The 10,280-nt window shown below is 51.3% G+C and carries 17 protein-coding genes and 1 pseudogene; 7 read left to right on the forward strand and 11 right to left on the reverse strand.

Annotated elements, in window-relative coordinates; all coding sequences use genetic code 11:
• The 3 genes from HMPREF0178_RS21785 to HMPREF0178_RS00270 form a co-directional block, all read right to left on the reverse strand.
• Positions 1–273 (reverse strand): hypothetical protein (locus HMPREF0178_RS21785; RefSeq protein WP_009367896.1); only part of this gene is annotated, 273 nt, incomplete at its 3' end.
• 1 nt (position 274) lies between these two features.
• The gene (locus HMPREF0178_RS00265) at positions 275–1,810 is read right to left on the reverse strand and encodes a phage portal protein (RefSeq protein ID WP_009367897.1); all 1,536 of its coding nucleotides are present in this window, start codon (positions 1,808–1,810) and stop codon (positions 275–277) included.
• A complete protein-coding gene (locus HMPREF0178_RS00270; protein WP_009367898.1) occupies positions 1,807–2,046 on the reverse strand; it encodes a DUF6148 family protein in 240 nt (79 codons plus the stop codon). Before HMPREF0178_RS00270 ends, HMPREF0178_RS00265 begins: the two co-directional genes overlap by 4 nt.
• A gap of 262 nt (positions 2,047–2,308) precedes the next feature.
• Here HMPREF0178_RS00270 and HMPREF0178_RS00275 point away from each other — a divergent pair, with 262 nt between their 5' ends.
• Positions 2,309–3,133, forward strand: a complete 825-nt coding sequence (locus HMPREF0178_RS00275; protein ID WP_009367899.1) for an HNH endonuclease signature motif containing protein — start codon at positions 2,309–2,311, stop codon at positions 3,131–3,133.
• 58 nt (positions 3,134–3,191) lie between these two features.
• Here the strand turns inward: HMPREF0178_RS00275 and HMPREF0178_RS00280 are convergent, their stop codons facing one another.
• Genes HMPREF0178_RS00280 through HMPREF0178_RS00290 form a run of 3 tightly spaced genes read right to left on the reverse strand, consistent with a single transcriptional unit; the run spans position 3,192 to position 4,491 of the window.
• Positions 3,192–4,061 carry a hypothetical protein gene (locus tag HMPREF0178_RS00280; RefSeq protein WP_009367900.1) on the reverse strand — a complete coding sequence of 290 codons (870 nt, stop codon included), beginning with the start codon at positions 4,059–4,061 and terminating at the stop codon, positions 3,192–3,194.
• Entirely contained in the window at positions 4,061–4,300 is a 240-nt protein-coding gene (locus HMPREF0178_RS00285; protein ID WP_009367901.1) for a hypothetical protein, read from the reverse strand. The genes HMPREF0178_RS00280 and HMPREF0178_RS00285 overlap by 1 nt, the downstream gene beginning before the upstream one ends.
• Positions 4,300–4,491, reverse strand: a complete 192-nt coding sequence (locus HMPREF0178_RS00290) for a hypothetical protein (protein ID WP_009367902.1) — start codon at positions 4,489–4,491, stop codon at positions 4,300–4,302. Before HMPREF0178_RS00290 ends, HMPREF0178_RS00285 begins: the two co-directional genes overlap by 1 nt.
• Positions 4,492–4,813: 322 nt before the next feature.
• On the opposite strand from HMPREF0178_RS00290, the gene HMPREF0178_RS21310 reads away from it, so the two are divergent.
• From HMPREF0178_RS21310 to HMPREF0178_RS22260, 3 genes and pseudogenes are all read left to right on the forward strand, one after another.
• Positions 4,814–5,143 (forward strand): hypothetical protein, encoded by a 330-nt coding sequence (locus tag HMPREF0178_RS21310; protein ID WP_157134846.1) that lies wholly within the window; start codon positions 4,814–4,816, stop codon positions 5,141–5,143.
• 89 nt (positions 5,144–5,232) lie between these two features.
• A pseudogene (locus HMPREF0178_RS22940) lies at positions 5,233–5,517 on the forward strand (SIR2 family protein); the annotation flags it as partial.
• Positions 5,518–5,622: 105 nt separating this feature from the next.
• A complete protein-coding gene (locus HMPREF0178_RS22260; RefSeq protein WP_232281150.1) occupies positions 5,623–6,438 on the forward strand; it encodes a hypothetical protein in 816 nt (271 codons plus the stop codon).
• Positions 6,439–6,502: 64 nt separating this feature from the next.
• Here the strand turns inward: HMPREF0178_RS22260 and HMPREF0178_RS20265 are convergent, their stop codons facing one another.
• A complete protein-coding gene (locus HMPREF0178_RS20265) occupies positions 6,503–7,141 on the reverse strand; it encodes a hypothetical protein (protein WP_009367904.1) in 639 nt (212 codons plus the stop codon).
• A complete protein-coding gene (locus HMPREF0178_RS00300) occupies positions 7,134–7,613 on the reverse strand; it encodes a hypothetical protein (RefSeq protein ID WP_009367905.1) in 480 nt (159 codons plus the stop codon). The genes HMPREF0178_RS20265 and HMPREF0178_RS00300 overlap by 8 nt, the downstream gene beginning before the upstream one ends.
• Positions 7,614–8,075: 462 nt before the next feature.
• Between HMPREF0178_RS00300 and HMPREF0178_RS00305 the strand changes: the two genes are divergently transcribed.
• From HMPREF0178_RS00305 to HMPREF0178_RS22265, 3 genes are all read left to right on the forward strand, one after another.
• Entirely contained in the window at positions 8,076–8,657 is a 582-nt protein-coding gene (locus HMPREF0178_RS00305) for a hypothetical protein (protein ID WP_039958389.1), read from the forward strand.
• 22 nt (positions 8,658–8,679) lie between these two features.
• Positions 8,680–8,805 (forward strand): hypothetical protein, encoded by a 126-nt coding sequence (locus HMPREF0178_RS22745; protein ID WP_255344652.1) that lies wholly within the window; start codon positions 8,680–8,682, stop codon positions 8,803–8,805.
• Between the two features lie 116 nt (positions 8,806–8,921).
• Positions 8,922–9,086, forward strand: a complete 165-nt coding sequence (locus HMPREF0178_RS22265) for a hypothetical protein (RefSeq protein ID WP_009367906.1) — start codon at positions 8,922–8,924, stop codon at positions 9,084–9,086.
• Positions 9,087–9,282: 196 nt separating this feature from the next.
• Here the strand turns inward: HMPREF0178_RS22265 and HMPREF0178_RS00315 are convergent, their stop codons facing one another.
• The 3 genes from HMPREF0178_RS00315 to HMPREF0178_RS00325 form a co-directional block, all read right to left on the reverse strand.
• Positions 9,283–9,720, reverse strand: coding sequence for a type II toxin-antitoxin system HicB family antitoxin (locus HMPREF0178_RS00315; RefSeq protein WP_009367907.1), 438 nt, complete (start codon positions 9,718–9,720; stop codon positions 9,283–9,285).
• 47 nt (positions 9,721–9,767) lie between these two features.
• Positions 9,768–9,962, reverse strand: coding sequence for a type II toxin-antitoxin system HicA family toxin (locus tag HMPREF0178_RS00320; protein ID WP_009367908.1), 195 nt, complete (start codon positions 9,960–9,962; stop codon positions 9,768–9,770).
• Positions 9,963–10,045: 83 nt separating this feature from the next.
• Positions 10,046–10,280, reverse strand: a 235-nt coding sequence (locus HMPREF0178_RS00325; RefSeq protein WP_009367909.1) for a helix-turn-helix domain-containing protein, incomplete at its 5' end; no start/stop codon positions are given.

Genomic DNA, 10,280 nt, shown 5'->3' on the forward strand with positions numbered 1-10,280 from the left:
CGGCTTGATGGTGTCGTGGCCGACGGCGTCCCATTCGGGATCGCCGTAACGGTGGATGGTGCCGGAAATATCGATGATCGCCACGCCTTCCCGCACGGCGTAGAGGAGGGGGCCGCCGCCATGAGAGGCGGTGGCGGCGGCCCGGGGCGCGGGTGCGGTGTCCTTGCCGTTGGAGGAGGCAAGCATGGCGTCGAGGGACGACAGGGCGTCGGGCGTGATGGCCCAGAGGCGCTCAGTCATCAGCTCGGCAAAAAGGGGATGGGATTCATGCATGTCACTGCACCTTTTCCGTGGCGGGGTCTGCGAACAGCGAGCTTTCGCGCTTGCGCTGCTTCACGACGCTGTCCAGATCGCGCCCGCGTTCGGCGAGGGCTTCCCGGCGGGTCTTGAGGCCGTAGTCGATTTCCTTGCACACGGCGTTGACTTCTTTGACGGGGTCGACATAGCCGCGGGCGGGGCCGATCCACAGCGCGGAGGAATAGAGGCGCGGGGCGTCGTAAAAGTCCGGGGCCTTGGCCGGGAATTGCAGCTTGCCGCGCAGCCACGCTTCCTCGATGACCATCTGGAAAATGGGCTGGCAGTAGTGCGACACGAGCCACTGGCGGTAGAGCGTGAAGACCTTCCACGCCTCAAGCATGGCGGCGCGGGCGGAAGAGTAGTTGGTCTGGGAGAAGTCCTTGGCGATGACCTCGTAGGGCATGTCCACGGAGGCGGCCATGCTGCGCAGGACGAAGCGGCAGAACTGCTCGAAGTTCGGGGACGGGCTCGAGGTTTCGAGCATGTGCGGCCTTTCGTTGGGGTTGCCGTACATGATGGTGCCCGACTCGACGCTCTGGTAGTAGCGGGGCGGCTCGGAGGCGCTTTTCCTGCGGGCGTGGACGTAGTCGGGGAGGATGTTGTTGCCTTCGTCCAGCTCGATGAACATGGTGAGGCTCGAGGTGATGACCTGCGAGAGCAGCTCGTTGTCGAGGGAGTCGGAGAGGTGCCGGAACAGGTTCATGCCCGGGGAGAGCACTGGCACGCCGCGCTCCTGCTCCTCATCAAGGTGGCGGAACAGATGGAACACGCCGGGTCGGTGCCCGATCCTCGCGGGGATGCGGGTGAAGTCCCGCGAGGTCAGGCTGGAAGGGGAGACGAAGCTCCCCAGAGAAGCCGGGGGCGGGGTGGCGAGCCAGTAGGCCGAGGGGGAGCCTGCCGCATCGTACTCAATCCCGTCCCGGATGGAGGGGGAAAAGCGTTTGTCAGAGGGCGTCATGAGCCGCGTCGGGTGGACGGCCTGGATGGCGAGGGAGAGCGGGCGCAACGGGTCGCAGGCCATGACCGGGACATGCAGCAGCTCGCCCTGCCGGAGCATGGACCGGAGGCCGAGGTATTGCAGATCGCCGAAGTGCATCATGCCGCGCACGTCAGCCGTCGGCACCCAGTCTTCCCAGACGCGTTCGATGGCGTCTTGCAGCTCCAAGGCTTCCTGTTCTGAGATGCCGAGGCGTTCCCAGTCGAGATCGGATTGCGGCTGCAATCCCTGCCCCACGGCGTTGGTCGTGATGGCGTTGACGGCGCTGGAGGCCGCCCAGTCGTTCGCCGTGAGGTCGGCGGAACGGCTCTGGATGAGCGCACGCTCCTGCGCGGCGTTCTCCGTGGTGGCGACGCCGGGCACGCGGTAGCCGGACATGCCGCCCCGGAACGACCCGGCGTTCCGCGAAGGGCGGGGCATCGGGCTGGCGGTGCCCACGGGGGAAGCCATCCGCGCCTCGGCCTGTCCCGTGGGCGCGGAGCGGGCAAACTTGCGGGGGGTGCGTATCGTCCTCATCGGATGACCACCCCCTGCACACGGACCGGGCCGCGCGAGGCCCCGCCCAGCGTATCGACGATGTCCGAGAAAAACGCGATCTCGCGGTTGATCTCGCCAAGGTCATAGCGGGTGAGGCTTCGCGTGCCGACGGTATAGCTCTTGCCGACCGCGGCGTAACGCTTGGCGGCCTTCCAGACTTGCAGCTCGGACTGCGCTTCGGAGAGGGTGTACCCCCGGTAGGTGCGGGCATTCATAGCCTCGCAATCTAGCCGTTTCCAATTGCGGTGTCGTGCCGAATATGGGGAATATGGGGAATGTGGGGAATATGGGGAATAAAATGCGAAAAAAGATTGACTCAAGCGGTAACGTGTACCCAATATAGGACACAAAGAGGGCGCCATGAAACGGATTCACGCGATTTGCTGCCCAAATCGTTCATGGGGCAAGGGCTCTATGCGTTCAGAACAAATCTGTCGAGCGTTCGGGGCACCCCGGCCTCGGTAAGAGGGAGGAGACATGGTTCTTGAAGGATTAACCCCCGGTGATGAGCTTGATAACGACCAATTGTGTGCGAAGTTCATGTGCTCGCCGCAAGGGGGAATGCGATACTCAAAGAGGACGGAATCCCTTGTATTGGTCTCCAACCATGTAAAATCCCTCTATGACGATAGATGGATTGGAAACGTATTGCATTATACAGGCATGGGAACCATAGGGGACCAAAGCCTAGCGTTTATGCAAAACAAAACATTGTATCTGTCCAACGAAAACGGCGTTGCCGTTTACCTTTTCGAAGTATTCCAAGAAAAGCGCTACACCTACACAGGAAGAGTGCACCTCAGCGCGCAGCCTTACCAAGAAATCCAAGAAGATGTTGAGGGAAGAGAACGTAAGGTCTGGATTTTTCCTCTCAAGCTCCTGAATGCAGCACCACCGGTCAAGGCAGCTATTTTAGAGCAGCTTGCCCAGCATAAAGCGAAGCAGGCGAAAAAGTTGTCTGTTGCGGAGCTGCGCAAACGTGTGCAGTCGGCCCCCAAGATACCGGGTTCTCAAAGAACAAAGACGGTTGCCTTTCAGCGGAACCCGTATGTTTGTGAGCTCGCCCAGCGTAGAGCCAACGGCGTGTGCCAACTGTGTCAGCAGCCGGCGCCGTTTTCACGGAAAGATCACTCCCCGTATTTGGAAGTACACCACGTGATATGGCTCTCCGCAGGGGGAGAGGATAGTTTGTCCAATACCGTTGCCCTCTGTCCGAATTGTCATCGAAAGATGCATGTCCTTGCCCGGAAAGAGGACGTTGAACAGCTTCAACAACGAGCTCAAGAGCCTTACACAGAGTAATCGCTACGGCACGCTGACACACCCTCAGCGTGCCGTTTTTTCTAGGCATAGAAACGCATCAGGCGAGGGCCGCTTGCTGTTTTCCCCAATATTTGGCCATCACCGCCAGCCCGCGGAGGCGGTTTTCCTCAAGCTCGGCTTCCGTGGGCACCTTGAACGCCGTATCGGGCGGGCAGGGGCGCTGCGCCGGGAGCGCCGGTTTCGGGGTGCTCGTTTGGGGCCTGTCGTTTTTTGGGGGCTTGGCGGCGTTGGCGAACCACTTTCGGAGAAAGAGCAGGACGTTTCGGATGGCCTGCCCGCGCAGCACGCACCAGTTCCGGGCTCTGGCGATCTGCTTGCCATAGTCCACTTCCGGGAAATCCCGCTGAAGGATGCGGGCCACCTCGTCGGAGACGACCAGCGGGGCGGGGCTGCTCTCCGGGGCCTTCGCGGGCGCGCCTTCCACAGGCGCAGCGCCCGCTGATATCTTTTCTTTTTCTTCTCTCTTGTATCGGGAGAGTACCGATACCGTATCCAACAGGCAACGCTGGACGGGCGGCCGGGGGCCGGGAGCCTCCATGATGTGCGGGTAGCGTTCGATGATGGCTATGCGGATGGCGTCGGATTCGACCTTGGCGAGCTGGCCGCGCATGGCCGCCACCATCTTCGGGGAGGACGTGCACTGGTGCCGGATGTAGCTGGCCAGCCACACCTCGCCGCCGTCGACGATGGCCTTGCCGTCCCGCCGGAAGCGTTCCAGCGCGGCGTCCACGTCCGGGCCGGGGCAGGCGGTCTGGAAGGCGATCATGCGCCGGGACGCCTGAAACACGCCCACGAGGTTGGTGTGGGCGCTGGAAAACAGGTGGATGTAGACGAGCTTTTCGGTCGCGCTCAGGGACTCCACATACGGGTCCGTCCAGTACCGCTGGTCAATCGAGCGGAGGGCCATCACTCCACCTCCTTTGGGCAGAGGGTGGAGCGGACGTTGTCCAGATTGGCGGCAAGTTCGTCGAGGGCGACGATCATCCCTTCGCAGCCGACGAAATCCTTGCGCGCGTCATTCAACAGGCGCAGATGCTCGGAAACCATTATGGCGAGAAAATAGGCGTCGTCGAGATCAAGGCACATCTGCCGAAGCGTTTCCTGAGACTTGAGGACAGGGGGAGTGAAGGGGAGTTCCTTGCGCATTACGCCACCTCCACGGTCAGGAAGGTGCCGCACAAGGTCCAGCGCACGCGACGCTGATAGGCGAGGGGGAGGGACTGGAGGGAGGCAGCCGCGGTATGCTCCCCAAAACGGAGGAGCTTGGAAATCAGCAGCTGCAACGGCAGACGACCGGCGCACAGGCCGGGGCGGGAAAGGCTCACGATAGCTGACATGATGAAACTCGCAGTTTTTTTGTATTTCGGAGTCAGCAGAACGCAAAAAACTCCGGGTGCTACAAACTGCCTGCGAAGCAGCGGACGTATTCCCCCTTGCGAGGTATTGTATTAGTCCACACCCGGAGCTTGAATTCTCCGATAGACCCTTTTCATCCACCGCTATCGTGAAACTCGGCTGGATGTTGGGCATAATAAAACCACGTTATGAACGGAACGCGGCCACCGTCGCAGGTATGGTGTTTGTAGCACCTGTGAGGAGCTTGCCAAAAGGGAGAGGAGGTGTCAAGAGGAGGAAAAACGTATAAATAAGGATGGACTTATGCCAGAATCCAATTTTATTACTAAAGTTAGAGCACTGTTTCAAGGTAAAAATCCACCTTTTTTATTTATTGGGAGTGGATTTTCCCGACGTCATTTGGGGCTTGATGATTTTAAAGGACTTTTAGAATCAACCTGTCTTGAGAATATGAAACCTTTTGAATATTATTATAGCACAGCGTCTGAAGATCTCCCAAAAGTAGCTTTGACACTAGCATTAGATTTTCAAAATGAGGTTTGGTCAGATAAAAAATTATCATATTTTATTGAAAAAATAAAAAATTATTTAGATCAAATACAGATGCATACAAATTTTATGTATCAGAAATAATAAAACAAAAACAAGAAACTGCAAAAAAGGAAGGTTATAAACTTGGTAATGAAATAGAAAAATTAAAAAGCGCGAGTGTAGATGGAATAATAACAACAAATTATGATACATTTCTAGAAGATATATTCTCGGATTTTAAAACTTTTATCGGTCAAGGGGAGTTAATACAAAACAATCCGCAATTTATAGGAGAAATATATAAAATACATGGAAGTGTAAATGATCCGCATAATATTGTAATAACTTCAGAAGATTATAAGGAATTTGAAGATAGAAATAAATATATTGTATCCAAACTTATTAGTTCTTTTATTGAAAGGCCAATAGTGTTTATAGGATATAGTATTAGTGACAAGCATATACAAAATATTATTAAAGATGTTTGCCTATGTTGCCGTGATAATATTGAAAAAATAAAAGGAAATTTGATATTTCTAGAGAGAGCAAAATCAGATAGCAAAACATGTACAGAGTCAATATTGACTTATGAAAGTACAAGCGTTCCATATTGGTGTATTAAAACAGATGATTTCGGAGAAGTATATACACTTATTAAATCAGAGAGAAAAATACCTGTAAATTTATTTAGAATGTTTAAAGAGCAGCTTTATCAATTAACTTTAACAGGAAAACCAACAAAAAATATACAACTTATAGACGCAGATAAAATTGAAAAAAATTCAGATATAGAATTTTTAGTTGGTTTTGGTGTTAGTAAATTTTCAGAAAAAGGATATGATTGTATTGAAAGAAAAGAAATACTTGAGGATGTGTTATTAAATAATAAGAATTACAATGCAAATTTAATTATAGAAAGAACAATGAAATTACTTTTGAGGGATTCAGTATTTGTTCCAATATATAAATATTTAAAATTGATCGGTATAAATAGTAATCAAGATATTCAAGATAAGAATCTTTATGAATTGTTTAAAAAATGTATAAAAATAAAATATTTATCAAATTATTCTGACATAAATACAAAACACAAAATAAATAAATATTCATCAAATAACCAAAAGTATATAGATGATTTCAAAAGTATAGGCAAAAAAAACATAACTGGCATTATAGAACATTCAAAAGAAAAACAAAATAAATATTACGCATTAAATATAATCCCTATGCTTGGCAGATCTATTGAAGAAAAAGACAAAAAACTATTATTAGATTACCTTATAGAGGTACATAATAGTTTACAGTCAGAAGTAGATACTGCTTCAACCAAGGTGGCCTTAACTAATTTTGGAAAAGTAGTGTGTTATTATGATAGAATAACATATGGATGGGATTAAATATAATACTTACGCCCCATAGATTTTTTATGTTTCCTATGGGGCGTAATTTCATGAAAACTTACTATATAAAACATTCTCTAAACGTTTCCTCACCAACAGCCCGCCCATCACTCACCGCATCAAGAAGCCCCCCGACCGTATCAGGCCCTACATTCGGGAAGCAATAAAGTCCTTCTTCCGTCAAAGATACGCCATCCGGCACCACAAGGCAGTCCACGTTTGGAGAAAAGCGGGCGCGGACTTTGGCCCCGGCGTTTTCAATGGCGAGACGCAGCGTGGGAAGGTCCTGCGGCGGCATCAGGAAGTAGACGTTCTTGACGGGCCGGGGCGGGGCGAACCTCGGGGCGGGCTGAATGCCTCTGGCCTTTTGGCAATCCAGCAACGCCTCGGCCCAGTCGTCCTCATAGATGATGAAGGTCTTACATCCCGCCGCCCTGCTTGCAATGGCTCCGTCTATCTTGCTCCCCGAACTCTTGCTGCGCCACTGCGGATTGGAGAGCGTGCCCACGACGACGTAACATTTCCCCGTCTTCACGGGGCGCGGCTTGACCGTGGCCCCGAGCTGGGCCGTGGCCTGTTCGCAGGCCTTGCGGTCCCCAAAGGCGAATTCTCCAGTAAAACAGAAGGTCGCCGAAAAATCTATCGACTCAACATGGTCAAACATGGGGTCTTCACGAGAGATGGTTTGCTGCTCATGCATGGTCCACCTCCCCGAGGCCGGAGATGAGAACCCGGAGCAATTCCACATCCATCATCTGTTCGCTCCGTTTGAACTCATATCGCTCACCCTCTATGCTGTACACAGACACGACTCCCGATGACGGCGCATCGCCTTTTTTCAACCGCCATTCAAGCACCTGCAACGCCGTTCCTGCATGTTCCCCCTGTCCATGAAAGGTCGTGTTTGAAAAATCAAAATTCTTTCCCTGTGTCCACAGCGCTGTCTTTTGGCCCTGCACGGAGCGCGGCGTATACAGGATATCCAGACGGCTTGCCATGCTGTCTTGTACGTCGAAGGCCCACCCCTCCGACCACGGCAGGTCTCTCAGCCCTTTTTCAATAGCTCCGCTGTCGCTCTGGGGGCAAGGAAGCAACCGGGTAAAACGCTTCGTTACAGGTGCCGCCAGCAGCTCATCCAGCAAATCCAACGCCCTTTTCTGGAATTCATTCATGAGAGCCTCTCCTCATAGATTGATGGATATACGGTAAACATTTTAGCGCAAGGCGGTCAACGGAAAGGATGGGGAAAGGCAAAAGGGCTGGCGGCGTTGCTTTTACAACCTCAACCGCTTGATTGATTGGTTTTTCACCACGAAGAACTAAAAAAAGTGGCCCCGGCAGTGCTAGGAACACTGCCGGGGCTGAATCTGGTTAAGACCTAACCGGAAAGAAGTCTTCGGCAAACTCTCCAAGTCTGCCGGGGCGGTAGGTGTTTGCGCACTTGCCGCCCTTCTTGGTTGGTCAGATAGCTATTTGCCGGAAGGAAGGCAAGTTCCTGCGGGCGGATAGCTTTAGATGTTGGCCTTATTGTGGATGGCCGCAACTATGAGCAGGCGGTCTCCATCGGAACGCTTGTCAAAAGAGTGCAGGGGAGGCAAGATGGAGTCAAACATACTGAAAGGGGGAGGAGTGGTATGGTTGAGCAAGTTACAGCTTTTTTTTCAGATAACTGGTTGGCTCTACTAACTATAATAAATAGCGTATTTTTAGCGTTTGGTGTCAAATGGTATGATAAGAAGATCCAAAGTTCAGTGAATAAAGAGATTGAATTTTATAAATCTATATTAAATAAGGAAATAGAAGAGTATAAAATAAATCTTAATATATTATATTATAAAAAATCTTCATATTCAAAAATAGAAACAAAAGTACTTAGAGAATTATGGAGTCACTTTATAGATTTATTTTATAATTTTCAAAATAGTATGAAGGCATTTAAAACATACCCTGATGTTAGTTCAATGAGTTTTATAGAGTTGAATGAATATATTGACGATATTGACGGTATAACAGAGTCTCAAAAAGATCGCATATTAAAAAGTAATGATAAGCAAAAAGAAATACAAATATTATTGAACTGGATTTCATTGGTTAAAACAAAAGAATATTATAATAACTGTGTTGAATACTTAGAGAAAAATTCTGTATTTGTTTCTCCAAAGATCAAAGAAAAGTTTAATTTAATATCTAAAAAAAATGAGAGAAAATATAAATGATTATGATATAAGGCTAAGAGATATGTTTGCGCATCGTGAAGAACATGTATATAAAACTTATAGTAATGTATTAGAAGAAGTGGAAAATATAAAAAAAGAAATTGAAAAAGAAATACAACAGATATTTTTTCCAGATAATATAGCTTAATATAAAATTATGTGCGGACCTGAAAAAATTCCCCCCCGTCCTGCTCAACATTACGGAAGAGAAGCAGCAGGGAATGTTGGAAGACGGCCCATTTGAAGAACTCTAGGAAGGCACACATGACCAGACATTATAATGGCGATTTGTCCGCCGCCATCCACGAATTGGCTAAAGACCTGCATCGGCATGATGAGATCGACAAAAAAACCATATGCGAATTCGACGAGTCATGCCTGAGCCCTGTCGAAATCTTTACTTCCAACGGAAATTCGTATTATCCGTGAACGGGAAAGCGTTTCGCAGCCTGTCTTTGTCCTTTATCTGAACGTCTCCAAAAACTTGGTTTCCGGTTGGGAACGCGGCATCAAGAAGCCGGGCCGATCGGCATTGCGTCTGCTCACATCTATCCGGGACAAGGGATTGGGAGTAAGTGCGTAACATATGACCATGACGAAGGCCGGGATTTCTCCCGGCCTTTTTTTATGCGTTGGCCTGATTGCGGACGTACGCCTTGGCTGCCGCCGCAAGGAACCCGGAGCGGGTCATGCCTTCCTCTTCCGCAGCCCTGTCGATGAGCCGGAGCACGCGGGGCGCGAAGGTCATATTCACGCGCACGGGCTTTTCCGGCTGGGGGTCGACGGGGACGAGCTGGTACAAGGTGCCTTCCGGGACGTCGATTTCAAGCTCGCGGCAGTGCGCTTCGGCCTTGGCCTTGGCCGCAGCCAGACTGGAAGGGGCCGGAAGGGGCGTGCCGCGATCCGCCTCGACCTCGAGCCAGCCGGTGGCCGCGTCCTGTGCCGCTTCAAAGGCTTCCTGCAGCGTGTCGCCGAAGGTGTTGCAACCTTCCAGATCCGGGAAGAATACGCAGAACGTGCCGTCTTCCTGCGGCAAAAACTGTGCGATGTAGTGGTGAGCCATACACACCTCGAATATATGGGGTTGGCGGGGGGACCCCCTGCCGTGGATCAACGAAGTTTCAGGCCGCTTTGCTTTTCGATGCTCTTGAGGGTGGGGAGCGGGATTTCCTTTTTCGGGTCGGGAACCGTGGTCTTTCCGGGCTTTGTGGGGTGCCGGAAGTGCCTGTGGCTTCCGGGCGTCCGGGGGATAACCTCAATCCAACCATCCTCTTTCAGCCGCTTGATGACCTCTTTGCTCGTCATCCGGTGCCTCCTTGGTTCCGATGTGTATTTAATACGCATTTAGGGCGGATACGTCAAGCCCTTGATGTGTATTTTGTATGCATTTAGCTCTCGGGATGCTGCCCCGAAAGCGTATCGCCAAACCCTTCCGGCTCACGCCAGCCGGTCAGGTAACGCAGGCAGTCCTCGCGCCGGACCCGGAAGCCTTTCCTTCTGCCGTTTCGTACGGCGGGGATGCCCCCGGCATTCACGAGGTTGTAGAAATGGGACTGGCTGCATCCGAGCAGGGCGCAGGCTTCGCGCCAGTCCAGATCAAAGCCTTCTTGTGGGGCTTCCATC

This window comes from Bilophila sp. 4_1_30 (genome assembly GCF_000224655.1).
Lineage (GTDB): Bacteria > Desulfobacterota > Desulfovibrionia > Desulfovibrionales > Desulfovibrionaceae > Bilophila > Bilophila wadsworthia.

Bases quoted from the DNA above. Each gene is read 5' to 3' on its own strand.
- HMPREF0178_RS00305 (WP_039958389.1), top strand. From the start codon at position 8,076: ATGGTTGAGCAAGTTACAGCTTTTTTTTCAGATAACTGGTTGGCTCTA.
- HMPREF0178_RS00320 (WP_009367908.1), bottom strand. From the start codon at position 9,962: ATGACGAGCAAAGAGGTCATCAAGCGGCTGAAAGAGGATGGTTGGATT.
- HMPREF0178_RS00275 (WP_009367899.1), top strand. From the start codon at position 2,309: ATGGTTCTTGAAGGATTAACCCCCGGTGATGAGCTTGATAACGACCAA.
- HMPREF0178_RS00290 (WP_009367902.1), bottom strand. From the start codon at position 4,491: ATGTCAGCTATCGTGAGCCTTTCCCGCCCCGGCCTGTGCGCCGGTCGT.
- HMPREF0178_RS22745 (WP_255344652.1), top strand. From the start codon at position 8,680: ATGTTTGCGCATCGTGAAGAACATGTATATAAAACTTATAGTAATGTA.
- HMPREF0178_RS00265 (WP_009367897.1), bottom strand. From the start codon at position 1,810: ATGAGGACGATACGCACCCCCCGCAAGTTTGCCCGCTCCGCGCCCACG.
- HMPREF0178_RS00280 (WP_009367900.1), bottom strand. From the start codon at position 4,061: ATGGCCCTCCGCTCGATTGACCAGCGGTACTGGACGGACCCGTATGTG.
- HMPREF0178_RS22265 (WP_009367906.1), top strand. From the start codon at position 8,922: ATGACCAGACATTATAATGGCGATTTGTCCGCCGCCATCCACGAATTG.
- HMPREF0178_RS00300 (WP_009367905.1), bottom strand. From the start codon at position 7,613: ATGAATGAATTCCAGAAAAGGGCGTTGGATTTGCTGGATGAGCTGCTG.
- HMPREF0178_RS00315 (WP_009367907.1), bottom strand. From the start codon at position 9,720: ATGGCTCACCACTACATCGCACAGTTTTTGCCGCAGGAAGACGGCACG.
- HMPREF0178_RS00285 (WP_009367901.1), bottom strand. From the start codon at position 4,300: ATGCGCAAGGAACTCCCCTTCACTCCCCCTGTCCTCAAGTCTCAGGAA.
- HMPREF0178_RS21310 (WP_157134846.1), top strand. From the start codon at position 4,814: ATGCCAGAATCCAATTTTATTACTAAAGTTAGAGCACTGTTTCAAGGT.
- HMPREF0178_RS00270 (WP_009367898.1), bottom strand. From the start codon at position 2,046: ATGAATGCCCGCACCTACCGGGGGTACACCCTCTCCGAAGCGCAGTCC.
- HMPREF0178_RS20265 (WP_009367904.1), bottom strand. From the start codon at position 7,141: ATGCATGAGCAGCAAACCATCTCTCGTGAAGACCCCATGTTTGACCAT.